Origin of the sequence: Mesorhizobium sp. LSHC412B00, from assembly GCF_000503035.1 — a bacterium.
Classification (GTDB): domain Bacteria; phylum Pseudomonadota; class Alphaproteobacteria; order Rhizobiales; family Rhizobiaceae; genus Mesorhizobium.
Genome location: NZ_AYWB01000002.1, coordinates 216,931 through 242,848, shown reverse-complemented (window position 1 = coordinate 242,848; position 25,918 = coordinate 216,931). Strand labels below are relative to the sequence as shown.

Genomic DNA, 25,918 nt, shown 5'->3' with positions numbered 1-25,918 from the left:
CGGCAGTGGTGGATTTTCAGACTGAGCGATAGGGTTTCCCGTCAAACCGAGGCCGTCATGCCGCCGTCGACATAAAGCGTATGGCCGTTGACGAAGGATGAGGCGTCGGAGGCGAGGAACACGGCGGCGCCGATCAGTTCGTCGACATACCCCCAGCGGCCGGCCGGCGTGCGCTTTTCCAGCCAGGCGGAGAATTCCTGGTTGTCGACCAGCGCCTGGTTCATCTCGGTGCGGAAATAGCCGGGGGCGATGGCATTGATCTGCAAGCCGTATTTCGCCCAGTCGGTGCACATGCCCCTGGTCAAATTGCGGATTGCGCCCTTGGTCGCCGTATAGGGCGCGATGTTGGGCCGGGCGAGTTCGCTCTGCACCGAGCCGATGTTTATGATCTTGCCTTTGCCGCGCGCGATCATATTGCGGGCGACCGCCTTGCCGGCATGGAAGGTGCCGGAGACATTGGTCTTGAACAGCCGCTCCCACTGCTCCTCGGGAAAGTCCTCGAGCGGAGCGCGGAACTGCACGCCGGCATTGTTGATCAGGATGTCGATGGCGCCGATCTCGGCCTCGATGCGGGTGACATCGGCATCGACCGCGCGAAAATCCGTCACGTCGAAGGTCGAGGGGTGCGCTTTGAAGCCGGCGTCGCGCAAGCCGGCGACAGCACCGGCAACCTTGCCGGCATCGCGGCCGTTGAGCACGACACTTGCGCCATGCTCGGCAAGGCCGCGCGCCAGCGCCAGGCCGATGCCCTGGCCGGAGCCGGTGATCAGCGCCAGCCGGCCGTTGAGCTCGAACAGGGATTTCGATGTCAAGGCAACGGTTTCCAGCCGAAAGGTTCAGTCCAAAAACATTCAGTCATTGCGCCTGAAGTTGCGGATCCGGTCGAACAGCACCGCGAGCAGGATGGCGCCGCCGATGAACACGCCTTGCCAGAAAGCATTGATGCCGAGCAGACCAAGGCTGTTGCGGATCACTTCGATGAGCGCGGCACCGACAATGGCGCCGAAGGCGGTGCCGACGCCGCCGGCGAGATTGGCGCCGCCAATGACCGTGGCGGCGATGACCTGCAGTTCCATGCCGGTTCCGAGATTGGTGGTGACGGCGCCCAGCCATCCGGTCTGGATGATGCCGGCAATGCCCGCCGCCAGCGCCGAGATCATATAGACGGCGACCTTGATCTGCTTGACGGGAACGCCGGTCAGCGTCGCCGCGTGCTCATTGCCGCCAATGGCGAAGATGTGGCGGCCAAACTTGGTCCAGCGCAGCGTGAATCCGGTGATCAGCGCCAGAAGGATCATGTAGAGGACCGGATTGGCGATGCCGAACACCCAGGCGCCGCCGCCCAGCGCCAGAAGCTTGTCGTGATCCGGGCCGAACTGGAAGACGACAGTGTTGTTGGAGGCGACCATGGCGAGGCTGCGGGCAATCGACAGCATGCCGAGCGTCACCACGAAGGGTGGAAAGCCGAGATAGGCGATCATGATGCCGTTGAAGGCGCCTATGGCGAGCGCAGTGGCGATCGAGGCGAGGATGCCGACTTCGATGGAGTAGCCGGCATGCATGGTGACGGCCAGCACCATCGACGACAGGCAGAGCACCGAACCGACCGACAGGTCGATGCCGCCGGTGATGATGACGAAGGTCATGCCGAGCGCGATGATGGCGACGAAGGTGATGTTGCGGGTGATGTTGTACAGGTTCTTCGACGTGGCGAAGGCGTCGGTGGCAAAAGACAGGAACAGGCAGGCCAGGATGACCGCGATCACCACCCAGAAGGTCTGGCTGGCAAACAGTCTTGCCGGCAAGGATTGCTGCTTTTGTTCGATCGGCTGGTCAATTGTCAGTGCCATCGTCGACCTTCATGTGCTGTGCGTGGTGAAATTCGCTGAGATCAAACCTGTTCGATGGCGCCGGTGATCAGCCCGGTGACTTCCTCGGGCGAACTTGACGCAATCGTCTTGTCGGCGACCTTGCGGCCGCGCCGCATGACGATGACGCGGTCGGCGACGGTGAACACGTCAGGCATGCGGTGGCTGATCAGCACCACTGCGATGCCTTGGTCGCGCAAATGGCGGATCAGGTTCAGCACTTCGGCGACCTGGCGCACCGAGATCGCGGCCGTCGGTTCGTCCATCAACACGATCTTGGCCTGCGACAGCATGGTGCGGGCAATCGCTACTGCCTGGCGCTGGCCGCCCGACATCTGCTTGACGAGGTCGCGCGGACGGGTCTCGGACTTCAACTCGGCGAAGAGCTGGCCGGCGCGCTTGTACATGGCGGCATAGTCGAGGATGCGTAAAGGGCCGAGGCCCCGGCGCAATTCACGGCCGAGATAGACATTGGCGGCGGCGGTCAGATTGTTGCACAGCGCCAGGTCCTGGTGGACGATCTCGATGCCGTGCTGGCGAGCTTCCGCCGGCTTGTGCAGGATCAACTCCTTGCCGTCCATGCGCATGACGCCATGGCTGGGGCGGAAATTGCCGGCGATCATCTTGACCAGTGTCGACTTGCCGGCGCCGTTGTCGCCCATCAGGCCGACCACCTGTCCGGGCTCGATCGACAGTGATACGTCGTTGACCGCCTGGATGGCGCCGAAATGCCTCGAGATATTGGTGAGTTCGAGAACCGCCACCAGTCTTTGCCTCCCCGTGTTTTGCGACCCGCTGCTGTTCCCGGCGTGAATGCCGGCGCTGCTTTGGCCCCGCTCTCCCCATCTCCTCCCGGAAACAGCGTCAGCGTTCTTTTACGCAAAAGCCGGCGCTCGTCAATCAATTGTCGGACGAATTGAAGCGTTGGTTATCCAAAAATCCGTTTTGTAGGACAAATAGCATTGACGTTGGCCGCAAGCCGATATTAGCTAAGCGTCGGAGGAGATTATGCCGATGCCGCTGGCGGTTAGCCGGGCGGAATCGGCGGAGGTTTATCGGTCGAGGTTGCGGCGCCACCCTTGTGTTGAGCCGGGCCAATGCCGCATCTGGAAATGCTTATCGATCTGTCTTGGCGACACGAGTGCTCGTGAAACGAACCTCGGTCATTAAGCATCCGGTCGATCTGTGTGGCGGGCACGCCGTGTCCGTCTGTTTCAAGGGAGGACTGACATGAGGAAAACACTTTTGCTCGCCGCCGTCGCCGCCATGGCGCTGGGCGCCGGGCCGGCTTTGGCCAAGAAACAGCTCGTCATCGTGGTGAAGGGTCTCGACAATCCATTCTTCGAAGCCATCCACCAGGGCTGCGAGAAATGGAACAAGGAAAATGCCAGCTCGGAATATGAATGCTTCTACACCGGCCCGGCGTCGACCTCGGACGAGGCCGGCGAGGCGCAGATCGTTCAGGACATGCTGAGCAAGGCCGACACGGTGGCAATGGCGATTTCGCCATCCAACGCGCCGCTGATCGCTCAGACGATCAAGACCGCCAATCCGACGATCCCGATCATGACGCTCGACGCCGATCTCAGCAAGGAAGATGCCGCACTGCGCAAGACCTATCTCGGCACCGACAATTATTTGATGGGTCACAAGATCGGCGAGTACATCAAGAAGGGCAAGCCGAACGGCGGCACGATCTGTACCATCGAAGGCAATCCCGCGGCCGACAACATCCTGCGCCGCGCGCAGGGCATGCGTGACGCGCTGTCGGGCAAGGAAGGCCTGGCGGCACTTGCCGGCGAAGGCGGCTGGACCGAAGTTGCCGGTTGCCCGGTGTTCACCAATGACGACGGCGCCAAGGGCGTGCAGGCGATGACCGACATCCTCGCCGCCAACCCCAAGCTCGACGCCTTCGGCATCATGGGCGGCTGGCCGCTGTTTGGCGCACCGCAGCCCTATCGCGACCTGTTCGGGCCGCTCAAGGACCGCATCGCCAGCAACGACTTCGTCATCGGCGCCGCCGACACGATCGGCGATGAAGTGGCGATCGCCCGTGACGGCCTTGTGACCGCTCTGGTCGGTCAGCGGCCGTTCGAAATGGGCTACAAGGCACCATCGGTGATGATCGATCTGGTCGAAGGCAAGGCCGTCGCCGATCCGGTGTTCACCGGCCTCGACGAATGCACCAAGGACACGGTCGACACCTGCATCCAGAAGTAGGTTCTCGATTTCGGGGCGCCCTTTGACGGGCGCCCCGTCTCTTCCCGAACGGACGCAACGGTTGGGGCAGCAGGCTCCGGCTTTGACGCGCCTGTTTTTGGATTTTCGGCAACGAGATCGGCGCGCCGTGCAGGTTCGGACCAGTCCGGGCGCAGACGGCCGACGCATTGGAACGTGAATGCCGGACGAGAAATCAAAGAAGCGAGCCGAGCGGGCCAAGGCACAAACCAGCCTCGGTCCGGCTGTGATGCGCAGGGCCGGTGCCGCGCATTTTCCGGGAGCGAGCGTCCATGTCTCGCTGGCCGGCGAGATCGGCCTCAGAATCGTGCGTGGCGACTATCCGCCCGGCACTATTCTGCCCAACGAGGCCAAATGGGCCGAGACCTTCGATGTCAGTCGTTCGGCGGTGCGCGAAGCCATCAAGATGCTGATGGCCAAAAGCCTGCTGGCTTCACGGCCCAAGATCGGCAGCTGGGTCGAGCCCAGGGAACGCTGGAACCTGCTCGACCGCGATGTGCTGGCCTGGTACGCGACCGGGCCGGACCGGGAGGCCTTCCTGCGCACGGTGCAGGAGTTCCGTCACATCATCGAGCCGGAAGCGTCGGCCTTTGCCGCCACGCGGCGCAGCGACGAGCAGATGGACGAGATCAGCCAGGCCTGTCGTGAGATGGGCGAGGCTCTGAACCTGCAGGAGCGTATCCGCGCCGATACGCGTTTTCACCTCGCCATACTGCGCGCCTCGGGCAACGATCTGCTGGTGCCGCTTGGCGTTCTGATCGAGTCGGCGCTCGATCATCTCTTTGTCTTCGTCACACGCGAGACCAGCGATCAGCGGCGGGCGCAGGCGCTGCATGAGGCGATCGAGAAGAACATCCGCCTGCAGCGCCCTGCGGCCGCGCGCAATGCGGTGCACAAACTGCTCGCCAACACCGACGATGTTATCGGCCGGTCGAGGCGCTGACACAGGCTTTTCGCCACCTCAAATCGTCTGCTTCTTGCCATCCTTGCTGGGCATCAGGTCGACGCCGTTGACCTTGCCGATATACGTCGCCAGCATCGGCACGAATTGCTCGGCCGGGCCGGTGGCATGGGCACCGGCGAAGGAGTTCTTGGTGGCGTTGCCGAGCGGGTTGGCGATGCCGGCCGCGCCCGCCATCGATTCCAGATAGGTCAGGTCCTTGAAGGCGTTGGCGATGGTGAATTTATGTGCGTCGCGGTCGCCCTCCAGCGTCCAGCGCATGAAGGTCTGGTAGAAGCCGCAATCCATGCGGCCGTTGCGGATGACGCTGTCGAAACGCGGTGGCGAGATGCCGACCTTCTTGGCCAGCGCCAGCGCCTCGGAATAGATCGCGGCATAGCCCAGCGAGATGAAGTTGTTGAGCAGCTTCATGCGGTGGCCGTCACCGGTGTCGCCAATATGGACGATGCGGCCGGCCCAGGTCTCGATGACCGGCTTCACACGGGCAAACAGCGCGTCGGGCGCGCCGACCATGGCGTCGAGCGTGCCTTCCCAGGCTTCCTTCGGGGTGCGGCTGAGCGGTGCATCGACGAAGTCGACGCCGATCTCCTTCAGTTCCGCCGCCAGCGCCACCGTCGAGACCGGATCGGCGGTCGAGCAGTCGACGACGACCGNGCCGATCTCCTTCAGTTCCGCCGCCAGCGCCACCGTCGAGACCGGATCGGCGGTCGAGCAGTCGACGACGACCGAACCCTTCTTCAAGCCCTCCTTGAGGCCGCCGGGGCCACGGATGATGGCTTCGACCTCGCGCGAGCCGGTGACGCAGATGAAGACGATATCGGATGCCGCTGCCACCTCACGCGAGGTGGCCACTTCCTTCGCACCGCGGCCAGCCAAGTCTTCCGCCGGCTTGCGGTTCTTGCGGCCGAGGAAGGTCAGGCCATAGCCCTTGTCGACGATGTTCTTGGCAATGCCGTGCCCCATCAGGCCAAGGCCGATAAAGCCGATCTTTTCGCTCGCGGCGGTCGTGGTCATGTCTTGAAGTCCTGTTGCGATGATTGATAGTGGGCGCCGCCGTCTGGCGGGCGAGGGTGGTTGCGGAATGCCATATTGTCTGACAATACACGGAAATCCTAGGCATTGGAGACGAAAATGACGAAGCGGATCATGTTCACCGGCGGCAGCGGCAAGGCCGGTCGCCATGTCGTGCAATATCTGGTCGAACAGGGCTGCCAGGTGCTCAACATCGACACCAGGCCGCTCGACAATCCCAAGGTACGCACGCTGATCACCGACATCACCGACAGCGGCCAGGTGTTCAACGCGCTGTCGAGCTATATGGGCCTGCATGAATTCGACCCGTCGCTGCGGCCGCAGCCGGTCGATGCCGTGGTGCATTTCGCCGCCATACCGCGCATCATGATCACGACCGACAATGAGGTGTTCCGCATCAATGCGATGGGCACCTACAACGTCATCGAGGCGGCGGTGAAGCTTGGCATCCCCAAGGTGGTGATCGCGTCCAGCGAGACCACCTACGGCGTGGTGTTCGCCAATGAACCGCGCGACCCCAAATATTTTCCCCTCGATGAAGAATACGACGTCGATCCGATGGACAGCTATGCTCTGTCCAAGGTCGTCAACGAGCACACGGCGCGCGCCTTTGCGCAGCGCAACGGCACCGATATCTATGCGTTGCGCATCGGCAACGTCATCGAGCCGCACGAATATTCGCTGTTTCCGAAGTGGTTTGCCGATCCGGGCTTTCGCAAGCGCATCGCCTGGAGCTATGTCGACGCGCGCGATCTCGGCCAGATCGCGCTGCGCGCCGTTGAAACGGACGGGCTCGGCTTCCAGGTGTTCAACGCCGCCAATGACGACACCTCGTCCGACCTGCCGACAGCGGAACTGTTGAAGCGGTTTTATCCCGACGTGCCGGTCAAGACGAAGCTCGGCGAATATGAAACGCTGCTTTCCAACCGCAAGGCCAGGGACATGCTCGGCTTCCGCCCCGAGCACAGCTGGCGCAAATACGTCAAATAGGACTGGCAAATTGGGCTTTGGGGCAAGGTTGTAACCTGATCTGTGCACAGGCGCAGGCTTTGCCGCCTGCGCCCGGCACTCTGCTTGACAGCTTTCGAAATCCGGACTTTGTGGACGCATGAGGGACGGAAAGCCGAATAAGGGAACGAAGCCTGAAAAGGGGGCATCCGCCGAGCGCCCGGCGGCCCTTCGCCGGGCTGACGCGACTCGGATGCCCGGCACCAGCGTGCATGCGTCACTGGCCAGCGAAATCGGGCTTCGGATCGTGCGCGGCGACTATCCGCCGGGCACTATCCTGCCCAATGAAGCCAAATGGTCCGAAACCTTCAACGTCAGCCGCTCGGCGGTGCGTGAGGCGATCAAGATGCTGATGGCCAAAAGCCTTCTGGCATCGCGCCCCAAGATCGGCAGCTGGGTGGAGCCCAGGGAGCGCTGGAACCTGCTCGATCGCGATGTGCTCGCCTGGTACGCGACCGCGCCCGACCGTGAGGTGTTCCTGAAGACGGTGCAGGAATTCCGCCATATCATCGAGCCGGAAGCGACTGCCTTCGCCGCCATGCGACGCACCGAAGAGCAGATGGCCGAGATCAGCCAGGCCTGCCGCGAGATGGGCGAGGCGCCGAGCCTGCAGGAGCGCACGCGCGCCGATACGCGTTTCCATCTGGCCATCCTGCGCGCCTCCGGCAACGATCTGCTGGTGCCGCTCGGCGTGCTGATCGAATCCGCCTTCGATCATCTGTTCACCTATACGACGCGCGAACTCGACGATCTGCAGCATGCACAGCAACTGCACGAGGCGATCGAGAAGGCCATCCGCCTGCAGCGGCCGGAGGCGGCCCGCAACGCGGTGCGCAAGCTGCTCGCCAATACCGACGGCGTCATCAACACCCGGTAGGATATGCTGATATTCAGGTGAGGCCGGCCTGCAAACGCCGGCTTTCTGCGCTTCCGATGCTCACTTACTTAAGTACGCTCCGCTCCGGTTCTCGAAATCCAACGTTTTCGGCGCGGCCTGACCTGAATCTCAACACATCCTGCGAGCGCTCAGCCGGCCTGCGAAGTAGCCAGGTGCTGCCTGGTCAGCGCGACCAGCAGCGCCTGGTCGCGGGCGGCGTGCTCGGGGCGGTTGACCACCTCGTCGCCATTGACGATCGCACCCCAGAAGCCGCGCAGTTCCTCGACGAAGGCTTCGCCGTAGCCGGCACGCAGATCCCTTGTCGACAGTGTGTGGCCGTCCGAGGTCTTCACAGTCAGCCGGGTCGGATGATGGTTGAGCCAGGGCGAGGGGAATTCGAGCTCAAGGCTGGCATCGTCGAAGAAGAGCGTGATGCGTTCCTTGTAGTCGGCGAGCTTCGGCACGGTGAGATGCGTCATCGTCCACAGCGCCTGGCCGTCGAGCAGTTTTACCGCGCCCTGGCCGCCATCGCCATTGGCGAAGATCTGCGCGCCGACGACCTCGCCATCCGGCACGCTGAGCGCGTCGAGCAGTCCGTGCACGGCATTCACATCGTGAATCAAGGCGGAGCTGTAAGCGACGGTAAATCCACGGAAAGCCAGATCGTTGAAAGGCTGGCCGATAGCGCGTTCGACCTGTTGTTTCTGCCTGGCTTGCGCGGCGGCAATCAGCTCCTCGGGAATGTCGTTGCCGCGCTTGTAGCGCTGGTGGGCGATGAACGGCCAGGCGTCGGGATCGTTGACCTCGACCGAGACGGACCGCAGCGTCTTTGCCGTGCCGGGCAGCGAGGCCAGCGCCAGCCGGTAGCTCGGATCGAAGCGCTTCATATAGCCGACCTGCATGACCTTGCCGGCCTTGTCGCGCGCGGCGATGATCTCGGCGATTTCCGCCGGGGAATAGCAGAGCGGCTTTTCGCAGAAGACATGCAGGCCGCGCCCGAGTGCGGCCAGTACCTGCTCGTGATGCAGCGGGTCGGGCGAGCCGATGACGACGGCGTCGAGCTTCTGGCCGAACAGTTGCTCCGGCGTTTCGAAATTGGCGATGCCGTGGATTTCGCTGACATATTCCCGCGAAATCCTTGACGGGTCGGCGACGCCGACCAGTTCGAACAGGTCGCCGAGCCGCAACAGATTCGGAACATGCTCGACCTGCGAGATCATGCCGGCGCCGATAACGCCAACCCGTATCCTGCTCATGCTGCTAAAACTCTCTGCAAAGTGTTCCAGGCTCAGGGTGCGGCGGCCGGCCGATTGCCGATCTGCGCCAACAGCCCGGCAATCTCAGCTTCCACCGCCTTCAGATCCTCGCCGCCCGACATGATGGAAATCACCTCGTCGCGCGAGATCTCGGACTTTGCGTATGTGCCGCGATTGCGGCCGCGGTTGAGCAGCGTGAAAGTGTCACCGACAGGGTAGGCGTGGTGGATGTTGTGGCTGATGAAGATCACCGCCAGCCCGCGCATGCGCGCCTCGATGATGAATTTCAGCACCATGGCCGCCTGATGCACGCCGAGCGCCGAGGTCGGCTCGTCAAGGATCAGCACCTTTGCGCCGAAGTGGACTGCGCGCGCGATTGCCACCGATTGGCGCTCGCCGCCCGACAGCGTGCCGACGGCCTGCGTCGGGTCGCGCACGTCGATGCCGATATCGGCCATCGCCTGGCGGGCAATTGTGTTGGCGCGCTCCTTGTCGAAGCGCGAGAAGGGCAGGCGGCTTCTGGTCGGCTCGCGGCCGAGGAAGAAGTTGCGCGTGATCGACATCAGCGAGATCATGCCGAGGTCCTGGAAGACCGTCGCGACGCCGAGGTCCTGCGCGTCGCGCGGGCTGCGGAAGCTGACGGGCTTGCCGTCGACGAAAATCTCGCCCTTGGTCGGCCGGTGCACGCCCGACAGAACCTTGATCAGTGTCGACTTGCCGGCGCCATTGTCGCCGAGCAGGCAGTGCACCTCGCCGGGATAGACCTTGATGTCGATATCCTGCAGCGCGCGCACCGAGCCGAAATTGACCGACACACCACGTAATTCCATGGCTGGCTGAATGGCCGGGGATGGGTTTGGGTAGGTCATTTGCCGCCTCCGCGTCCGAGCGCCTTGAGGCGGATGTAGTTGTTGACCAGCACGGCCATCAAAATGACGATGCCGAGGAAGACCTTGAACCAGTCGGTGTCGATGCCGGTGTAGAAGATGCCCATCTGCACAAGGCCGAAGATCAGCGCGCCGAACAGCACGCCATAGACGGTGCCGTAGCCGCCGGTCAGCAGCACGCCGCCGATGACCGCGGCGATGATCGCCTCGAATTCCTTGAGCAGGCCGCGCGTGGTGTCGGCGGAGCCGGCCTCCATCACCTGGATGGTGGCAAGCAAGGTCGCGGCACAGGCGGTGTAGATGAACAGCGCGATCTTAACCCGGTCGACCGGCACGCCGACATTGCGGGCGGCATTGAGGTCGCCGCCGGTGGCGAAGATCCAGTTGCCGTATTTGGTCTGGGTCAAGACATAGCCGGCAAGCGCTGTCAGTCCGAGCCACCAGACGATCGACATCGGAATGCCGACGACGAAGGGAATGCCGTCGGTGCGGGTGGCGATCCAGCCTTGCGTGCCCATCCATTGGAAGAAGCCGGTCAGGAGGTGGCCGTTGAACAGGCCCGCGGTTGCCGGGTCCGGCGCGCCGTCGAGGATGTAGGGGATCTGCGTGCGGCCGGTAACGGCGCGGGTGATGCCGATCGACAGGCCGCGCAGGATGTAGAGCGACGCCAGCGTCACGATGAAGGAGGGCAGGCGGGTCTTCACCACGATCAGGCCGTTGACGTAGCCGGTGAGGATGGCGACAGCGAAGGCGCAGGCGATGCCGCCCCACAGCGGCAGGCCCCAATATTTCACCGTCAGTCCGATGACGACGCCGGCGAAGCCGACCATCGAGCCGACCGAGAGATCGAACTCGCCGGCGATGATGAGAAGGGCTGCGGCCGTGGCGATGATGCCGAGTTCGGCCGCCAGCGTCAGGAAGGTCATCGACCCCTGCAGCGAATAGAGGTTCGACGCACCCGGCAGCAGGGCGAAGATGATGATGGTGGCGATGAGGCCGCCGGCGGCACCGGCTTCGGGCCGGCGCAGCCATTGAGTCAGCCGGCCGGTGCTGGCCAGCCGCTCGTCAGCGCCGGCCGCCCGTTTCGACGTCATGCCGAAACGGTCCTTGCCCAGTACCCCGGGGGCCGGCGCTTCTGGAGGTATCGCCTTGTCTTCCACAACAGCCATTAGGCTCCCCAATCGCTCACTTCGCAATCTCGACCAGAGACGGGGAGCGCATGGCGGCTCCCCGATCCGTTTTGGTGTTGCCTTAGCGGATGCCGTCCTTGGCGAGCGCCAGGATCGCCTTGGCCTTGTCGGGCGAGTCGATGAACAGCGGGCCGGTGTAGGCGTTGTTCTGCGGCCAGAAGCCATGTGTGGCATGCTCGACCAGATAGATCACCGGCAGGTATCCCATCAGATATTGCTGGGCGTCCATGCCGAAGCCCATTTCGCCGGCGACGACGGAATCCAGGACTTCGGGGCTGATGTCGAAGGTGTAGAGCTTGATCTTGCCGAACAATTCCTTCTGCCGGAAGAACGGGATCAGCGGATTGGCGGCGGTGGCGCCGAGCGCGAAGACGGCCTGGGTGTCGGGATGCGCCGACAGATAGGCCTCGGTGCGGCGCTGGATGTCGGCCGGATCGGGCGACACGGTAAGCACTTCGGTGCCGCCGCCTGACGGCTTCAGCCCATCATTCAACCCCTGGCAGCGCTGGTCGAGGCTGACATTGCCGACCTCGTGGTTGATGCAGACGACTTTGAGCGTGCCTTCCTTGGCCAGCCGCTCGCCGGCCTTCTTGCCGGAATCATATTCGGAGACTGTGCCGACGTAGAGAGAGGTGCCGAGTTCGGCGCCTTCCTTCTCGCCGGAATCCAGGACGACCATCGGAATATTGGCGGCAAGGCCGGCCTTGACCGATTTACCAAGCGCATTGGCGTCGGCAATGGAGACGGCGATGCCGTCTGGATTGGTGGCGATGGCCGCGTCGAGCAGGCGGGCCTGCTCGACCACGTCGAACACTTGCGGCGCATAATATTCGACCTTGGCGCCGGTGAGCGCCGCCGCATCGTCGACGCCGCGCTTGACCACCGACCAGTAGGGATCGGAGGCCGAGCCATGCACCACGAAGGTGATGCGGACATCCTTGGGATCCTTCAGGCCGGCCGCTTGCACGACGCCCGCCAGCATACTCATCGAGACAAGCGCGCCGAGCGCCAGTTTCAGAACAGTCTTCATGTCATTCTCCCATTGTCGTTGCAGTTCCAATTCCCTCTTTGCGCCTCGGCCGACGGATCGGCTTACGGCGCTGACCGGGTGGCCGCTTTGCGGGCCTTTGCCGGTGTCGATGCCCCGAGCCGTGCACGAAGCTCCTCGCGCAGCGGCTTCATGCCGATGATGTCGATGTCCTGCGCGCCGAGCCAGTCGCGAAAAGCCTGGTCGCGGAAGAGTTCATATTCCTCGGTGCGGATATAGGCGGAGCGCGGCTCGATCAGTTCGAGCTCGCCCGGCGCGTTGAAGTGCAGGCAAAAGAAGGTCAGGCCTTCACGGACCCCTTCGACCAATGCCTTGTAGGCTGGCTCTATCGGCTTGGAGCGTGGACGGCCCCAGGTCGTCTGAATGGCGGCGTCGAAGATGACAAAGCCTTTGGCGCGGGCTCCAGTGACGCCGCGCTGGAACGCCGCTTCGGTGACGCCGACCAGATTGTCGTTGGGCGAATAGGCCGACAGCGTTTTGGTCAACAGCACCGGCAGCCGATATTCCAGGCCGAGCTTGATGTAGACGTCGCAAAACTCCGGCGACAGCGCTGCCCCCATATGGGCGTCAAGATGAGTGACGTCGATGCCGGCGCGGTAGGCGGTGTCGATCTGCGCGCGAAGCTCGGTTTCCACCGCTTGCGGTGCTGCCTTGCGGCGGGTGGTCGCTACATCGGGCCAGAAATAGCCGAACTCGTCCGTCAGGCCGGCCGCGCGCGACGGCGACGTCAGCGGCCGCCATTTGTAGTGCTGCTTTTCGCTGTTCAGCGTCAGGTGGACGCCGAGATCGAGCCGGGGATCGGCGGCTGCCGCTTCGGCCATCTCAGGGAACCATGGGCACGGCACCATCACGGCGCCGGAGCTGCAGGCGCCGTGTGCGGTCAGTTCGAGGAAGGCGCTGTTGGCGCCATGGCACATGCCGACATCGTCTTCATGCAGGACGAGCTGTCGCGTCATGGACGGCCACCGTCTTGCCGGCCACCATCTTGCCGGCCACCATCTTGCCGGCCACCATCTTGCCGGCACGCCGGTTTCGAGGGTCTTCCAAAGTGTGTCCCGTGCTGCATGGAACCGACCGTTTGCCCAACTGGACGCGATGGAACGCCCAATGCCGGCTTTCCGACAGGGCCACTTCGACGAATTCGGATGGGTACGATTTTTCCGCGGGCCTGCATTCTGGAATGTCGATTTCATTCGATATGCCCACATTCGGCGTCAAACCCGGCCATCAAGCAACCGGGATGGCTTGGTCAGATCGCAGCGGAGTGGTTCTTTCAAACAGCGGCCGCAGGCGTACTGCTTTCATACCATCAGCGATGTGGAGACTTGCCATGTACACTGCCGGCGAAGAAGAGATCGAAGCCATTGCCAGGGTGATCCGCTCGGGTGCGCTGTTTCGCTATGGCGAGAACAGCGAGTGCAACCGCTTCGAGGCCCGCTATGCCAGGCATCTCGGCGTCGAGCATTTTGCGCTGGCCGCCAGCGGCACCTATGGGCTCGCCGCCGGCCTGATCGGCCTCGGCATCGGCCCGGGCGATGAGGTGCTGGTGCCGGCGCACACCTATATGGCGACCGCAACGGCAGTGCTGTCGGTCGGCGCCATTCCGGTCATTGTCGACATCGACGAGAGCCTGACTATTGACCCGGCCGCTCTGCGCGACGCCATCGGCCCGCGCACCAAGGCGGTCATCCCGGTGCATATGTGGGGTGCGGCCTGCAACATGAACGCGATCATGGATATCGCTAAAAAACGCGGTCTGCTCGTGCTGGAAGATGTCTGCCAGGGCATTGGCGGCGGCTATGAGGGCAAGAAGCTCGGCTCCATCGGCCATGCCGGCGCCTACTCCTTCAACTACTTCAAGAACATCACGTCGGGCGAGGGCGGCGGCATCGCCACCAGCGATCCGAAAGTGGCCGAGCGCGCGCGCTGCGCCATCGACCCCTGCCACTTCTACTGGCAGGGCCGCAGCGACAGCATCAAGCCGTTCGCCGGCATCGGGGCGCGCGCCTCGGAACTGATGGGTGCAATGCTCAATGTCCAGCTCGACCGTCTGGACGGCATCATCGAGGCGATGCGGGCGGAGAAGAAGAAGGTGCTGGCCGGCACGCGCCATCTCGGCAATCTCGGCCTGACGCCGTCGCCGATGAACAGCCCCGACGACGATTGCGCGGCACAGGTAATGTATCTGCTGCCCAGCGAACAGGCGGCGCAGACTTTTTCGAAGACCATTCCGAGCGTCATTGCCGGCAAGACCGGCCGCCACAATTTCACCCAGTGGGACCAGGTGCTGATGCATGAGGGCGCGCATCATCCGGCGCTCAATCCGTACACGCTGCCGGAAAACAAGGGCCTGCGGCTGACCTATGCCGACGACCTCGGCAAGGGTTCTCTCGACATCCTCAACCGCACGGTGATGATCGCGATGAATCCGGCGCATGGCGACGCCGACATCGACGACATGATCCATAACATCGATGCGGCGGCCCGTGTGGCGCTGGAGAATGCCTCGCTGGACGATGTCGAGGTGCGCAAGGCAGCACCGGTGGACCTGCAGAAATTCGACAGCGTGAATTGAAGAGCCGCGTTGGACCGGCTTATTGCCGGTCCAGTCGCATAAAGGCGGCGCGCAGCGCCAGCACTGCGCGCAGGATCTGGCGTTCGTCCATCGCGGCATAGCCGAGCAGCAGGCCGTGTTCCGGCTCGCTCGAATGGTAGTTGATCGAGATGCCCTGCACGTCGAGGCCCTCCTTGACGGCAGCGGCGACGACGTCACTGTCCTTGTAGGGTCGGATAAAACTGGCCAGCAGCTGCATGCCGGAATCGTTCTCGGTCACAGTCAGCCATTCGGCCAGATGCTCCTGGCACAGTTTTACGAAATTGGCCTGCCGGCGCGCATAGAGCCGGCGCATACGCTTCAGATGCGTGGCGAAATAGCCTTGCGTGATGAAGTCGTTGACCGTCGCCTGCAGGATCAGCGGCGCGAACTGGCCGGTGATCGAGACGGCGCGGTCGAAGGGGACCGACAGTTCGCGCGGCACGATGAGATAGCCGATGCGGAGCGCCGGGATCAGCGTCTTGCCGAAGGAGCCGATATAGACGACCCGGTCGGCGTGATCGAGGCCGCGCAGCGCCGGTACCGGCCGGCCACGGTACCGGTACTCGCCGTCATAATCATCCTCGACGATCCAGGCGCCGTGGCGCTCGGCGATGTCGAGCAGCTGCAGCCGTTCCTCGATGCGCATGATGGTGCCGAACGGCCACTGGCAGGATGGCGTCACATAGATCAGGCGCGGCGGCGGCAGCTCTGGGTCTGCGAGATGCCATCCAAGGCGATCGACCTTCAAGGGCGCAAGCTGCGCGCCGCTGGCGAGAAAGGCGCTCTTGGCGCCGAGATAGCCGGGCTCCTCCATCCAGACATGGTCGCCTTCGTCCATCAGCACGCGCGAAGCGAGGTCGAGTGCTGCCTGCGCGCCGGTGACGATGATGACCTGGTCGGCGGTGCAATTGATGCCGCGCGACAGGCTTATGGTCGAGGCGATGGCCTGGCGCAGGCCGGGATGGCCGGCAAAGGAGATATAGCCGAGCAAATTCTCATCGCGGCTGCGCGCATTGCGCACCAGAAGGCTCGACCAGATGGTGAAGGGAAAGGATGCCGATTCCGGCACGCCCGGATGGAAGTTGATGACGCCGGCATTGCGTGGCGGCTGCGGGCCGTTGACGATGGTCTGACCGCGCCGCGAGAGTTTTTGCGGGGCGGCGAGGCCGGCGCGCAGCGCGGCCGGCGGGCGTTTCTGCTGGATCGGCGCCACCCAGGTGCCGGACCCGGCGCGCGCCTCTATAAACCCTTCGGCGAGCAGCTGGTCGTAGGCGGCGATCACCGTGTTGCGGCCGACCTTGAGATCCTCGGCCAGCGAGCGTGTCGATGGCAGCAGCGTGTTCTGCTGGATCTGGCCGTCGAGGATGAAGCGCCGCAAGGCGCCGTAGATCTGCCGGTGCATCGGTTCGTCCGAGCCGCGGTCGACCGACATGATGTCGAGGGAAAGGCGCATATGGTCGGCCAAGCTAGTCTCCGACCAACCTGGCGGCGCGGGCGATCTTCTCTTCGTTAAGCAGGCAGACAGTCTCCAGCACCAGCCGTCTGGTTTCGGGACGGACCTCGCGGCTGTTCTTCAGCGCGCGGTGAACGGTTGCCGCGCCGAGTTCCGCCTTCTCGGCGATCTCACGGATGGTGCAAAGCCGTTCCATGCCGAGTGCCGCCTCGAATGCCATGTCGCTCCTCCATCTGCATCAAGGCATGCCTCGTCCCCAGCCTCAAGCTGGAAACGCCGGGCCGGCAACTCGGGGGCAAAAATTTCGATGCCAAGAACTGTGCGATCCGCGCCGCCAAGGGAGGGCGGCGGCGCGGATCGCCGGGCGCTTTCGCGTCGCTACCCCTACCGAGGCGCGCGCCCAACCGGCCCAACCACCAGCCCCCCGGCGGTGGTTAGGCCATGTCTCGTATTGCCACGTCGAACCCGGCCGCGCAGGCCGTTTTGAGAAGCGAAGCGTAACCTTTCGTGGCATAGGTCAAGGGGTGTGCCTTGGCCGGATCCTGCTCGGCCTCGACGACGATCCAGCCTTCGAAGCCATGGCTGGCCAGAGGCTGCAGCAGCGACAGGAAATCGACGGAGCCATCGCCGGGCACGGTGAAGATTCCTTCCATCACTGCCGCCATGAAACTCATGTCCTCGCGCCGTGCCTTCTCCAGCACGGCCGCGCGGACGTCCTTGCAATGGAAATGCACGATGCGGTCGAGATGCCGGTTCAGGAGGGAGGCCGGGTCGCCGCCTGAGAACAGACAATGGCCGGTATCGAACAGCAGGCCGACGCTCTTGCCGGTTGCGGCTATCAGCCTGTCGACCTCGTCATCGCTCTCGACGATGGTGCCCATATGGTGATGGAAAGCCATGCCGACGCCGAAGGCAGCCATGCGGTCGGCGAGTTCGGTCAGCTTCTCGCCATAGGCGGTCCATTCGCCGTCAGCGAGGCGCGGACGCTGTGAGATCGGCGCGAAAATGCCGTCATGACGGCCGCGCGAGGTGTCGGCATAGACGACGACCTTGGCGCCGAGGTCGCGCAGCAGGGTCAGATGCGAGGTGAGGGCGGCGAATTCCTCGTCGACCGTGCGGTCCAGAATGCGGCCGTCATACCAGCCGGAGACGAGCTCCAGTCCGTAAGAAGACAGGATCGGTCCAAGCTCGTCGCTTCGCCTGGGGAATTTGCCGCCGAGTTCGGTGCCGCGATAGCCGGCCTGCCTGGTTTCCGACAGGCATGTCGCGAGCGGCGTATCGCCGCCGAGTGCGGGAACATCGTCATTGCTCCAGGTGATGGGATTGATGCCGATCTTGACCGTCATGCCGCTACTTCAAAGGGCTCGGGGAAACACAAAGCCGAGGCCGGCAAACTGAGGGGAAAGAGGACCTGTCACTAGGTCCAGTTGAGGTGAATTTGGTAGAGCCAATCGGGAGCGCTAAAGCGCGTCCCGTTTGAACGGACTAAGTCGACGCGCTTAGGTCTTTGCATGTCGTTGTCTCAAAACCGGCGCCACTTTTGAGCGACATGCATTAATCCTGCTGCGGCCTTCCGAAGGCCGCGCGCAGTTCGTCCTTGGCGTCCTCGAGCACTTTCCGGCGCGCCTGCGGCAGGTTCTTGCCGGCGCGGTTGATGTAGAAATTCAGCATCGACATGGCCGACTGAAACGGCTCGGCCTTGCGGCGGTCGCTGTGCTCGGCCGAGCGCTTGAGCGAGGCCGCGATCTTCCTGGCGTCGTCGGCTTCGAAGATGTGGTCCTCGAGGTCCATCGCATCGCTGTGCTCGGTCACCTCGGCCGACCATTTCTTTTTCGCGGTCATGACAAACTCCTTCCTGTCGCAAAAACTCGGGCAGGCCGCCGCCGGTTCCCGAGAAAGTCGCCGGGCCGCTGGAGCCACGGATCATGGCCCTGTGGCGCTGCCCGTCGCGGTGAATGCGCCGATAGTGGCGACACAACGGTCGACTTCCCAGGACCGTAGACAGGAAACGCCTTGACCCCGATCGTCGCCAATCAGGCGGATAGCCCCGGCATCGACAGCAGCTACGCCTGGATGCGGCTTGCCATCTCCATGCTGCTGGCGACGATCGGTGCAGTCGGCATGTGGGCCGTCGTCGTCGTGCTGCCGGCCGTGCAGGCCGAGTTCGGCGTTGACCGCGCCGCGGCATCGATGCCCTACACCGCAACCATGGTCGGCTTCGCCGCCGGCAATGTGCTGGTTGGCCGCGCGGTCGATCGCATGGGGTATTGGATCCCGGCACTGCTATCCTCGGTGGCTCTCGCCGCCGGCCTGCTGCTCGCCGCGCTGTCGACCTCTATCCTGCAATTCACCCTTGCCCAGGGCGTGCTGATTGGTGTCGGCACATCGGTGATCTTCGGGCCGCTGATCGCCGACATCTCGCACTGGTTCAACCATCGGCGCGGCGTCGCCGTCACGGCGGCGGCTGCTGGCAACTATCTCGCCGGAGCGCTCTGGCCAACCATCATGCCGACACTGATCAAGGCGGAAGGCTGGCGCTTCACCTATGCCGGCATCGGTGTCTTCTGCCTGGTCACCATGGTGCCACTGGTGCTGTTGTTGCGGCGCGCTGCTCCGACGGCGGCTGCCGCCGGTTCGCCCGGAAGCCGGCCAGTGCAGTCGATTTCGCTGTCGCCGGCGGCGTTACAGGTGCTGCTGATCGTTGCCGGTCTCGGCTGCTGCGTGGCGATGTCGATGCCGCAGGTGCACATCGTCGCCTATTGCATGGATCTTGGCTACGGCATTGCGCATGGCGCCGACATGCTGTCGATCATGATGGCGGCGGGCGTCGTCAGCCGGCTTGCCTCCGGCTTTGTCGCCGACCGCATCGGCGGCGTGAAAACCCTGCTTATCGGTTCCGTGCTGCAATGCCTGTCGCTTTTGTTTTACATCCCGTTCGACGGGCTTGCCTCGCTCTATGTGGTGTCGCTGGTGTTCGGCCTGTCGCAAGGCGGCATCGTGCCTTGCTATGCCATCATCGTGCGCGAATACCTGCCCGCCAAGGAGGCCGGCCAGCGTATCGGCATCGTCATGATGGCGACCATCTTCGGCATGGCGATCGGTGGCTGGATGTCGGGCTGGATCTACGACCTGACTGGCTCTTACGCCGCCGCGTTCCTCAACGGGATCGCGTGGAACTTGCTGAACATAGTGGCCATCGGGCTGCTGCTGTGGAAAGCAAAACGCAGTGCTGCCCTGATGGCTTAGGAAGGCAGGATTGCCCTGTTGCTTGACAAGGGCGATTGGCTGCGCGACGCCAGCAGGCGAGTGGGTGCGGCAGCAGCCGGTTGGCATGGTGGCAGTGGAAAAGCTGGACATGGTTTCGCAAGGGCGCAGCGGCCGGGGCCCGGCACGTGGAGGATGTCCATGACCAAGCCGCGCTCGCGTCGTGGGGGCGGCCGCCCGACCCTATCAGATGTGGCGCGCAAGGCCGGCGTCGGCGCCATCACCGTGTCGCGGGCGCTGCGCGAACCGGAACGCGTCAGCCAAGATCTGCGGCGCCAGATCCAGGCCGCCGTCGACGAACTCGGTTATGTCCCGGATCCCAATGCACGGGCGCTGGCCTCGGCGCGCGCCGATGTGTTCGGCGTGCTGGTGCCGTCGCTGACCAACAACGTCTTCGCAGAAGTGGTGCGCGGCATCTATGACAGCCTGTCGGACGGCCCGTTCCGCGTCCAGCTCGGCAACACCCATTATTCCGGCCTCGAGGAGGAGCGCCTGCTGCAGGTGTTCGCACCGCAGCGCCCGGCGGCGCTGATCGTGGCCGGCATCGACCAGACGCCGACCTCGCGAAAGCTGCTGGAGAGCGCGGGCTGCCCGGTGGTGCAGGTGATGGAGACCGGGCCCGATCCGGTCGACATGCTGGTCGGCTTCTCGCATTTCGACGGCGGCCGCACCGCGACCGAGCATCTGATCGAGGCGGGCTACCGGCGGATCGGCTTCATCGGCGCACGCATGGACCCGCGCTCGCAGCGGCGGCTTGCCGGCTATCGCGCGGCAATGGAGAAGGCCGGCCTGTTCGACCCGCGGCTGGTCACCACCACGCCGCTACTGTCCAGCGTGACGCTCGGCCGCGAGCTGCTTCGCGATGCGCTGGCCAAGATGCCGGCGCTCGACGGCGTCTTCTGCAACAATGACGACATCGCGCTCGGCGTTTTGTTCGAATGCCATAGCGCCGCGCTCAACGTGCCGAAAACAATCGGCATTGTCGGCTTCAACGACCTCGAAATGATGCAGGCGGCGTTCCCGCCGCTCACCAGTATCCGCACCCCTCGCTATGAAATCGGCCGTCGGTCTGTCGCCATGGCGCTGGCGGCGATCGCAGGACGAAGGCCTGAGCAGCGGGTCGTCGATCTTGGTTTCGAACTCAAGCCCCGCGAGAGCACCGCACGCTGAACACGCTTTGGCCGGCCTCAGCAAATGGTGCTTTACACAACGTCATGGTAGCGCTACCATTTTCGTCGGGCAGACGTTTTGATGAAAGGCCGCCCCTGTTTATTATACATAAGCAACAGCTCATGCTTGTTTATTATGTATAATATGCTAGTTTCGTTTCTCGCCTGTGAAGCGGCGAGGGGGAGGGGATCGGGCCGGCTTCGGCCCTTGAGACGTGGCGCCGGCCAGGCTGGAGGGCCTTCGGCAGGCGTGGAAACACACCACGACAAACAGCATCAAATAAACAAGCAGCAGCAAACAAAACTACAACTGGGAGGAATATCGATGATCAAGTCACTTGTTGGTGGCATCGTTGCCGCCACTGCATTCGTCATGCTGAGTTCGTCGGCCATGGCCGACCCGGAAGTTGTCAAGGGCCCGTCGGCTGAGCCGGATTGCTTTGCGCCCTGGGCGGCCGATACGCAGTTCTTCAAGTTCCCCAAGAAAGACGGCCCATACCGCATCGCGCTCGCCAATGGCTATATCGCCAACACCTGGCGCATCCAGATGGTGCAGACCGCCAAGGCCTATGCGGCCCAGCCGGAGGTCGCCGCTAAACTGAAGGAATTCAAGGTCGTCTCGACCGGCGAGGACGTGCCGGCTCAGATTTCGGCGATCAACAACTTCATCGATTCCGGCTATGACGCGATCGTCGTCAACGCCCAGAACCCGACCGCTTTCGGGCCGGTCATCAAGCGCGCCAAGGAAGCTGGCGTCATCCTCGTCGCCTTCGACAATATTCTCGATACCAAGGACGCCATCAACGTCAATGTCGACCAGAAGGGCCTTGGCGAATTGTGGGGCAAATGGCTGGTCGGCCATGTGCCGAATGGCGGCAAGGTGCTCGAAGTGCGCGGCGTTGCCGGAACTTCCGTGGACACCGACCGTCACAACGGCATCCATGAAGCGCTCGATGCCTCCGGCAAGAAATGGGACGTCACCGAGGTGGTCGGCAAATGGGACGACGGCGTGGCGCAGAAAGCCACGGCCGACGCCATTGCCACCAACGGCCCGTTCGACGGCATCACCGGGCAAGGCGGCGACACCGGCATCGTGCAGGCGATGATCGATGCCAAGCATGCTTTCGTGCCGTTCGGCGGCGAGACCGAGAACGGTTTCCGCAAGTTCTGCGCGGCACATGCCGGCGACGGGCTGAAATGCTCATCGGCCGGCACCGGTCCGGCGCAGGTCGCGGTCGCCATCAAGACGGCGATTGCCGCGCTCGAAGGCAACGTTGTGCCGCAAGCGGTGAAGCTGCCGCTGGCGATCGTCGAGGACCCGAACTTCAAGGCCGGTCAGGATTTCTTCCCCGACCAGTCCGACAATTTCTTCGTCGGCAATTCCTTCCCGACCTGCGGCATCAATTTCACCGCGCAGGAAATTATGGGCCAGACCAAAGCTGACCAATAGGGCTGACCAATAGGCGGCATATCCGGCGCCGCGGGATCTCCGCGGCGCCGGCCACTCGATATCCCTTGAAGTCAAACTGCCTCGGGAGGGCCGATGGACGGTGCGGTTCCGCTCTTCCGGATGGAAGGCATATCCAAGCGCTATGGTGGTGTGCGGGCGCTGGAAAAGGCCGAGCTTTCGGTCTCGTCCGGTAGCATCCACGCCATTCTCGGCGAAAACGGCGCCGGCAAATCGACGCTGATCAAGGTCATGGCGGGCGTCGTCGCGCCCGACGAAGGCCGCATGATGCTGAACGGCAGCGAGGTGACGTTCGCTTCGCCTGCTGCTGCAAACAAGTCCGGCATCGTCTGCATCTTCCAGGAGCTGTCGCTGGTTCCCGAACTCAGCGTTGCCGACAACATCGTCATCTCCGATCCGCCGAAGCGTTTCGGCATGATCGACCGCAAGGCGCAGCGCCGCATTGCCGAGGATGCGCTGGCACGCGCAGGTGCGGCCGACATCCATCCATTGGCGCTGGTCAAGGATCTTCCGCTTTCAAGAAGACAGATGGTCGAGATCGCCAAGGCATTGGCCAGGAAGCCGCGCATCCTGATCCTCGACGAGGCGACCTCGGCCCTGACCGCGACGGACGTCGCCAGGATATTCAGCGTGCTCAAGCGATTGCGCTCGGAAGGGCTGGCGCTGCTTTACATTTCGCACCGCATGAACGAGATCGCCGAGCTTGCCGACCACTGCACGGTGTTTCGCAACGGCCGCAATGTCGCCAGCTACAAGGCAGGCACAAAGAGCGACAACGAAGTCGTCGAACTGATGATCGGGCGCGAATACAGCCATATTTTCCCGCCGAAACCCGCGCGCGCTGCCGCCGCCGCCGTTCCTGTGCTGGAGGCGCGCAAGCTGTCCTGGACGGACCGGCTGGACAATGTCTCGCTGACCGTCGGGGCAGGCGAGGTCGTCGGCCTTGGCGGCCTGGACGGCCAGGGCCAGCGCGAATTGCTGCTTGCCTTTTTCGGTGTGCTGCGCGGCCTCGGCGGCCAGATCCTTATCGACGGCAAGCCTGTTTCGATCGCCAGCCCCCAAGCGGCGCGCGACGACCGCATCGGCATGGCGCTGATCCCGGAGGACCGCAAGACCGAAGGCCTGATGCTGCCGATGACGGTGCGCGAGAACCTCTCCTTTGCCGCCCTAGACCGGCTGTCCAAGGCCGGCATCATCGACCGCGCCGCCGAACAGCGGCTGATCGACGACATGGTCGGGCTGCTGGCGATCAAGACGGCCGGCCTCGACATTCCGGTCGGTGCGCTGTCGGGGGGCAACCAGCAGAAGGTGGTCATCGCCAAATGGCTGATGCGCCAGCCGCGGATCATCCTGCTCAACGATCCGACGCGCGGCATCGACGTCGGCACCAAGCAGGAACTCTATCAACTGATGCGCAAGCTGGCGGATGCGGGGGCGGCGATCCTGTTCTATTCGACCGACTATGACGAACTGATCGGCTGCTGCGACCGCGTGCTGGTGCTCTATGACGGCGCGGTCAAGCGCGAGCTGGTCGGGGCCGAGATCACCGAGCGGGCGCTCATTGCAAGCGCGCTCAACATCCACGGCGATGACGGCGGCGCGAGAGACGATGCCGGCGCAAGACAGGGAGCGGACGCGTGAAAGAGTGGCGCTACTGGCTGGCCGAGCAGCGCGGAACACTGATGGCACTCGGCATATTCATTGTCATGTTCGTCATCTACACCTCGAACCATCCGGCGGGCTTCACCGCCAATGTCGTGCAGACGGCGTCCAACAAGGGCGTGCTGCTCGCCTTCGTCGCCATGGCGCAGACACTGGTCGTGATCACCGCCGGCATCGACCTCTCCGTCGGCATGATCTTCACGCTGACCAATTGCCTCGCCTCCTGGCTGGTCATCGGCACCGGCCTCGAGACCGCTTTCGGCGTCATCGCCGTGCTCGGCACCGGGCTCCTTTGCGGGGCGATCAACGGCGCCATCGTCATCTACGGCCGCCTGCAGCCGATCGTCGCCACGATCGCCACGGGTGCGGTCTATTTCGGCATCGCGCTGCTGCTCAGGCCGTTTCCCGGCGGTTCGGTCAACGAAGGTCTCGCCGACGCGCTGACCGGACGCCTGTTCGGCGTGATGCCGGCGAGCCTGGTCGTGCTGCTCGCCGTCGTGCTCGTGGTCTGGGTACCGTTCAGCCGCTCGGTGCTCGGGCGGGCGGCCTATGCGGCCGGCTCGTCGGAGACGGCGGCCTACATGTCCGGTGTGCCGATAAGGCGCGGCAAGTTCGCTGCCTACGCGCTCGCAGGCCTGTTGGCCGCGATCGGCGGACTGTTCCTGACCTTCTTCACCTATACCGGCGATGCAGCCTATGCCAGCGGCAACGCCTATACGCTGTTTTCGATTGCCGCCGTGGTGCTGGGCGGCGTCTCGCTGTTTGGCGGCAAGGGCAGCGCCATCGGCGCCATCTTCGGCGCGCTGGCCTTCCGCACCATCGGCGACCTGTTGTTCGTTTTCGATTTCGATCCGCTATGGCAGCCGCTGTTCCAGGGCGTTATCCTGCTGGTCGCGGTCAGCCTTGGCGCCTTTGCGCTGTTTCGGGTCCGCAACCGGCTGGAGTGGTTCCTGTGAGCGAAACGACATTGGGCGGTATCGCCGGCCGCATGCCGAAATTCATCCGCCGCGCCGATCCGGCGGTGCTGACGGCCTTCGCCTGCATCGTGCTGTTGCTGTTCCTAGGCAGCCTCTATTCCAGGAGCTTTCTGTCGCCTGAATATCTCTTGCAGCAGCTCAAGGTGGCCTCGTTCCTCGGCGTCATCGCCACAGGCATGATGCTGGTCATCCTGCTAGGCCAGATCGACCTGTCGGTGCCGTGGGCGGTGGCGGCGGGCGCGATGATGGCGTGTGCGGCCGCGGCCTATGGCCCGATCGGTGTGGCGCTGGCCATCCCGTTCGGCATCTTCTGCGGGGTGCTGATCGGCATCGTCAACGGCTTTGGCGTCGCCTATTTGCGCATACCCTCGATGATCATCACGCTCGCCACCAACGCTGTCGCGCAAGGGCTCATGGTCGTTTATACCGGCGGCTACTCGCCACAGGATTCGGCCACCGGCGCCATGCGCTATCTTGCGACAGGTTTTACCATTCCTGGCGTGCCTAACGCCGTCATCATCTGGGCGCTGATTGGTGCCGCGATGGTGTTCGTGCTGTCCCGCACCAGCTTCGGCCGCACCGTCTACGGCATCGGCAACCGCGAGCGTGCCGCCTATCTCTCCGGCATCGATACAAGGCGCGTGGTGATGATCGCCTTCGCTATCTCAGGCGGGCTGTCCGCCTTTGGCGGGGTGCTTCTCGCCGGCTATGCCTCCAAGGCGGCGCAATCGATGGGCGATGCCTATCTCTTGCCGTCGATCGCCGCCGTGGTTCTGGGCGGCACCTCGATCCTGGGTGGCCGCGGCTCCTATCTCGGCACCGTCGCCGGTGTCATCCTGATTACGCTCCTGCAGTCCATCCTCTCGGTCATGCAGATGCCGGAGGCGGGGCGGCAGATCGTCTATGGCCTGGTCATCGTTGCCATGCTCCTGCTCTACGGCCGCGCGCCGGCAAGCCGCTGACC

Annotated in this window: 25 protein-coding genes; 11 read left to right on the top strand and 14 right to left on the bottom strand. The window is 63.7% G+C overall.

Annotation, left to right across the window (positions count from 1 at the left end):
* Positions 1-41: 41 nt before the first annotated feature.
* The 3 genes from X757_RS159145 to X757_RS159155 are packed head-to-tail and all read right to left on the bottom strand — an operon-like array spanning position 42 to position 2,632.
* Entirely contained in the window at positions 42-812 is a 771-nt protein-coding gene (locus tag X757_RS159145) for an SDR family oxidoreductase (RefSeq protein ID WP_031251101.1), read from the bottom strand.
* Between the two features lie 39 nt (positions 813-851).
* Entirely contained in the window at positions 852-1,850 is a 999-nt protein-coding gene (locus X757_RS159150; RefSeq protein WP_023673048.1) for an ABC transporter permease, read from the bottom strand.
* A gap of 41 nt (positions 1,851-1,891) precedes the next feature.
* A complete protein-coding gene (locus tag X757_RS159155; RefSeq protein ID WP_023682237.1) occupies positions 1,892-2,632 on the bottom strand; it encodes an ATP-binding cassette domain-containing protein in 741 nt (246 codons plus the stop codon).
* 466 nt (positions 2,633-3,098) lie between these two features.
* Between X757_RS159155 and X757_RS159160 the strand changes: the two genes are divergently transcribed.
* Together X757_RS159160 and X757_RS159165 are read left to right on the top strand one after the other, a co-directional pair.
* Positions 3,099-4,088, top strand: coding sequence for a sugar-binding protein (locus tag X757_RS159160; RefSeq protein ID WP_023673050.1), 990 nt, complete (start codon positions 3,099-3,101; stop codon positions 4,086-4,088).
* Positions 4,089-4,266: 178 nt separating this feature from the next.
* Positions 4,267-5,049 carry a FadR/GntR family transcriptional regulator gene (locus tag X757_RS159165; RefSeq protein ID WP_023682236.1) on the top strand — a complete coding sequence of 261 codons (783 nt, stop codon included), beginning with the start codon at positions 4,267-4,269 and terminating at the stop codon, positions 5,047-5,049.
* Positions 5,050-5,067: 18 nt separating this feature from the next.
* On the opposite strand, the gene X757_RS159170 is transcribed toward X757_RS159165, so the two are convergent.
* Entirely contained in the window at positions 5,068-6,081 is a 1,014-nt protein-coding gene (locus X757_RS159170; protein WP_023725424.1) for an NAD(P)-dependent oxidoreductase, read from the bottom strand.
* A gap of 117 nt (positions 6,082-6,198) precedes the next feature.
* Between X757_RS159170 and X757_RS159175 the strand changes: the two genes are divergently transcribed.
* Both X757_RS159175 and X757_RS159180 read left to right on the top strand, forming a co-directional pair.
* Complete coding sequence (locus X757_RS159175) at positions 6,199-7,089, top strand: NAD(P)-dependent oxidoreductase (RefSeq protein WP_023712090.1); 891 nt, start codon at positions 6,199-6,201, stop codon at positions 7,087-7,089.
* A gap of 118 nt (positions 7,090-7,207) precedes the next feature.
* A complete protein-coding gene (locus X757_RS159180) occupies positions 7,208-7,984 on the top strand; it encodes a FadR/GntR family transcriptional regulator (RefSeq protein WP_023725423.1) in 777 nt (258 codons plus the stop codon).
* Positions 7,985-8,133: 149 nt separating this feature from the next.
* On the opposite strand, the gene X757_RS159185 is transcribed toward X757_RS159180, so the two are convergent.
* From X757_RS159185 to X757_RS0133450, 6 genes are all read right to left on the bottom strand, one after another.
* Positions 8,134-9,240 (bottom strand): Gfo/Idh/MocA family protein, encoded by a 1,107-nt coding sequence (locus X757_RS159185; RefSeq protein ID WP_023725422.1) that lies wholly within the window; start codon positions 9,238-9,240, stop codon positions 8,134-8,136.
* A 32-nt stretch (positions 9,241-9,272) separates the two neighbouring features.
* Positions 9,273-10,109, bottom strand: coding sequence for an ATP-binding cassette domain-containing protein (locus tag X757_RS159190; RefSeq protein WP_050593919.1), 837 nt, complete (start codon positions 10,107-10,109; stop codon positions 9,273-9,275).
* Entirely contained in the window at positions 10,106-11,221 is a 1,116-nt protein-coding gene (locus X757_RS159195; protein ID WP_023725420.1) for an ABC transporter permease, read from the bottom strand. The genes X757_RS159190 and X757_RS159195 overlap by 4 nt, the downstream gene beginning before the upstream one ends.
* Before the next feature lie 157 nt (positions 11,222-11,378).
* On the bottom strand, positions 11,379-12,347 hold the full coding sequence (locus tag X757_RS159200) for a sugar ABC transporter substrate-binding protein (RefSeq protein ID WP_023687959.1): 969 nt from the start codon (positions 12,345-12,347) through the stop codon (positions 11,379-11,381).
* Positions 12,348-12,409: 62 nt separating this feature from the next.
* Entirely contained in the window at positions 12,410-13,321 is a 912-nt protein-coding gene (locus tag X757_RS23860) for a polysaccharide deacetylase family protein (protein ID WP_023673060.1), read from the bottom strand.
* Positions 13,296-13,583 (bottom strand): hypothetical protein, encoded by a 288-nt coding sequence (locus X757_RS0133450; protein ID WP_031251098.1) that lies wholly within the window; start codon positions 13,581-13,583, stop codon positions 13,296-13,298. The genes X757_RS23860 and X757_RS0133450 overlap by 26 nt, the downstream gene beginning before the upstream one ends.
* A gap of 112 nt (positions 13,584-13,695) precedes the next feature.
* Between X757_RS0133450 and X757_RS159205 the strand changes: the two genes are divergently transcribed.
* Entirely contained in the window at positions 13,696-14,940 is a 1,245-nt protein-coding gene (locus X757_RS159205; RefSeq protein ID WP_023673061.1) for a DegT/DnrJ/EryC1/StrS aminotransferase family protein, read from the top strand.
* A 19-nt stretch (positions 14,941-14,959) separates the two neighbouring features.
* Here the strand turns inward: X757_RS159205 and X757_RS159210 are convergent, their stop codons facing one another.
* The 4 genes from X757_RS159210 to X757_RS159225 form a co-directional block, all read right to left on the bottom strand.
* On the bottom strand, positions 14,960-16,426 hold the full coding sequence (locus X757_RS159210; RefSeq protein ID WP_023673062.1) for a PLP-dependent aminotransferase family protein: 1,467 nt from the start codon (positions 16,424-16,426) through the stop codon (positions 14,960-14,962).
* 1 nt (position 16,427) lies between these two features.
* Positions 16,428-16,634 (bottom strand): LacI family DNA-binding transcriptional regulator, encoded by a 207-nt coding sequence (locus X757_RS159215; protein ID WP_023673063.1) that lies wholly within the window; start codon positions 16,632-16,634, stop codon positions 16,428-16,430.
* A 214-nt stretch (positions 16,635-16,848) separates the two neighbouring features.
* Entirely contained in the window at positions 16,849-17,760 is a 912-nt protein-coding gene (gene iolE / locus X757_RS159220; RefSeq protein WP_023725419.1) for a myo-inosose-2 dehydratase, read from the bottom strand.
* 208 nt (positions 17,761-17,968) lie between these two features.
* The gene (locus X757_RS159225) at positions 17,969-18,256 is read right to left on the bottom strand and encodes a DUF3175 domain-containing protein (RefSeq protein WP_023673065.1); all 288 of its coding nucleotides are present in this window, start codon (positions 18,254-18,256) and stop codon (positions 17,969-17,971) included.
* Positions 18,257-18,487: 231 nt separating this feature from the next.
* Between X757_RS159225 and X757_RS159230 the strand changes: the two genes are divergently transcribed.
* From X757_RS159230 to X757_RS159255, 6 genes are all read left to right on the top strand, one after another.
* Entirely contained in the window at positions 18,488-19,660 is a 1,173-nt protein-coding gene (locus X757_RS159230; RefSeq protein ID WP_050589864.1) for an MFS transporter, read from the top strand.
* A gap of 159 nt (positions 19,661-19,819) precedes the next feature.
* Entirely contained in the window at positions 19,820-20,848 is a 1,029-nt protein-coding gene (locus X757_RS159235; protein WP_023682222.1) for a LacI family DNA-binding transcriptional regulator, read from the top strand.
* 324 nt (positions 20,849-21,172) lie between these two features.
* Positions 21,173-22,297, top strand: coding sequence for a sugar ABC transporter substrate-binding protein (locus X757_RS159240; protein ID WP_023682221.1), 1,125 nt, complete (start codon positions 21,173-21,175; stop codon positions 22,295-22,297).
* 93 nt (positions 22,298-22,390) lie between these two features.
* Complete coding sequence (locus X757_RS159245) at positions 22,391-23,956, top strand: sugar ABC transporter ATP-binding protein (RefSeq protein WP_023714808.1); 1,566 nt, start codon at positions 22,391-22,393, stop codon at positions 23,954-23,956.
* Positions 23,953-24,933 carry an ABC transporter permease gene (locus X757_RS159250; protein WP_023725417.1) on the top strand — a complete coding sequence of 327 codons (981 nt, stop codon included), beginning with the start codon at positions 23,953-23,955 and terminating at the stop codon, positions 24,931-24,933. Before X757_RS159245 ends, X757_RS159250 begins: the two co-directional genes overlap by 4 nt.
* Positions 24,930-25,916 (top strand): ABC transporter permease, encoded by a 987-nt coding sequence (locus tag X757_RS159255; RefSeq protein ID WP_023673071.1) that lies wholly within the window; start codon positions 24,930-24,932, stop codon positions 25,914-25,916. The genes X757_RS159250 and X757_RS159255 overlap by 4 nt, the downstream gene beginning before the upstream one ends.
* Positions 25,917-25,918 lie beyond the last annotated feature (2 nt).

Bases quoted from the DNA above. Each gene is read 5' to 3' on its own strand.
- X757_RS159150 (WP_023673048.1), bottom strand. From the start codon at position 1,850: ATGGCACTGACAATTGACCAGCCGATCGAACAAAAGCAGCAATCCTTG.
- X757_RS159160 (WP_023673050.1), top strand. From the start codon at position 3,099: ATGAGGAAAACACTTTTGCTCGCCGCCGTCGCCGCCATGGCGCTGGGC.
- X757_RS159165 (WP_023682236.1), top strand. From the start codon at position 4,267: ATGCCGGACGAGAAATCAAAGAAGCGAGCCGAGCGGGCCAAGGCACAA.
- X757_RS159175 (WP_023712090.1), top strand. From the start codon at position 6,199: ATGACGAAGCGGATCATGTTCACCGGCGGCAGCGGCAAGGCCGGTCGC.
- X757_RS159180 (WP_023725423.1), top strand. From the start codon at position 7,208: ATGAGGGACGGAAAGCCGAATAAGGGAACGAAGCCTGAAAAGGGGGCA.
- X757_RS159185 (WP_023725422.1), bottom strand. From the start codon at position 9,240: ATGAGCAGGATACGGGTTGGCGTTATCGGCGCCGGCATGATCTCGCAG.
- X757_RS159190 (WP_050593919.1), bottom strand. From the start codon at position 10,109: ATGACCTACCCAAACCCATCCCCGGCCATTCAGCCAGCCATGGAATTA.
- X757_RS159195 (WP_023725420.1), bottom strand. From the start codon at position 11,221: ATGACGTCGAAACGGGCGGCCGGCGCTGACGAGCGGCTGGCCAGCACC.
- X757_RS159200 (WP_023687959.1), bottom strand. From the start codon at position 12,347: ATGAAGACTGTTCTGAAACTGGCGCTCGGCGCGCTTGTCTCGATGAGT.
- X757_RS23860 (WP_023673060.1), bottom strand. From the start codon at position 13,321: ATGACGCGACAGCTCGTCCTGCATGAAGACGATGTCGGCATGTGCCAT.
- X757_RS159205 (WP_023673061.1), top strand. From the start codon at position 13,696: ATGTACACTGCCGGCGAAGAAGAGATCGAAGCCATTGCCAGGGTGATC.
- X757_RS159215 (WP_023673063.1), bottom strand. From the start codon at position 16,634: ATGGCATTCGAGGCGGCACTCGGCATGGAACGGCTTTGCACCATCCGT.
- iolE (WP_023725419.1), bottom strand. From the start codon at position 17,760: ATGACGGTCAAGATCGGCATCAATCCCATCACCTGGAGCAATGACGAT.
- X757_RS159225 (WP_023673065.1), bottom strand. From the start codon at position 18,256: ATGACCGCGAAAAAGAAATGGTCGGCCGAGGTGACCGAGCACAGCGAT.
- X757_RS159230 (WP_050589864.1), top strand. From the start codon at position 18,488: ATGCGGCTTGCCATCTCCATGCTGCTGGCGACGATCGGTGCAGTCGGC.
- X757_RS159235 (WP_023682222.1), top strand. From the start codon at position 19,820: ATGACCAAGCCGCGCTCGCGTCGTGGGGGCGGCCGCCCGACCCTATCA.
- X757_RS159240 (WP_023682221.1), top strand. From the start codon at position 21,173: ATGATCAAGTCACTTGTTGGTGGCATCGTTGCCGCCACTGCATTCGTC.
- X757_RS159245 (WP_023714808.1), top strand. From the start codon at position 22,391: ATGGACGGTGCGGTTCCGCTCTTCCGGATGGAAGGCATATCCAAGCGC.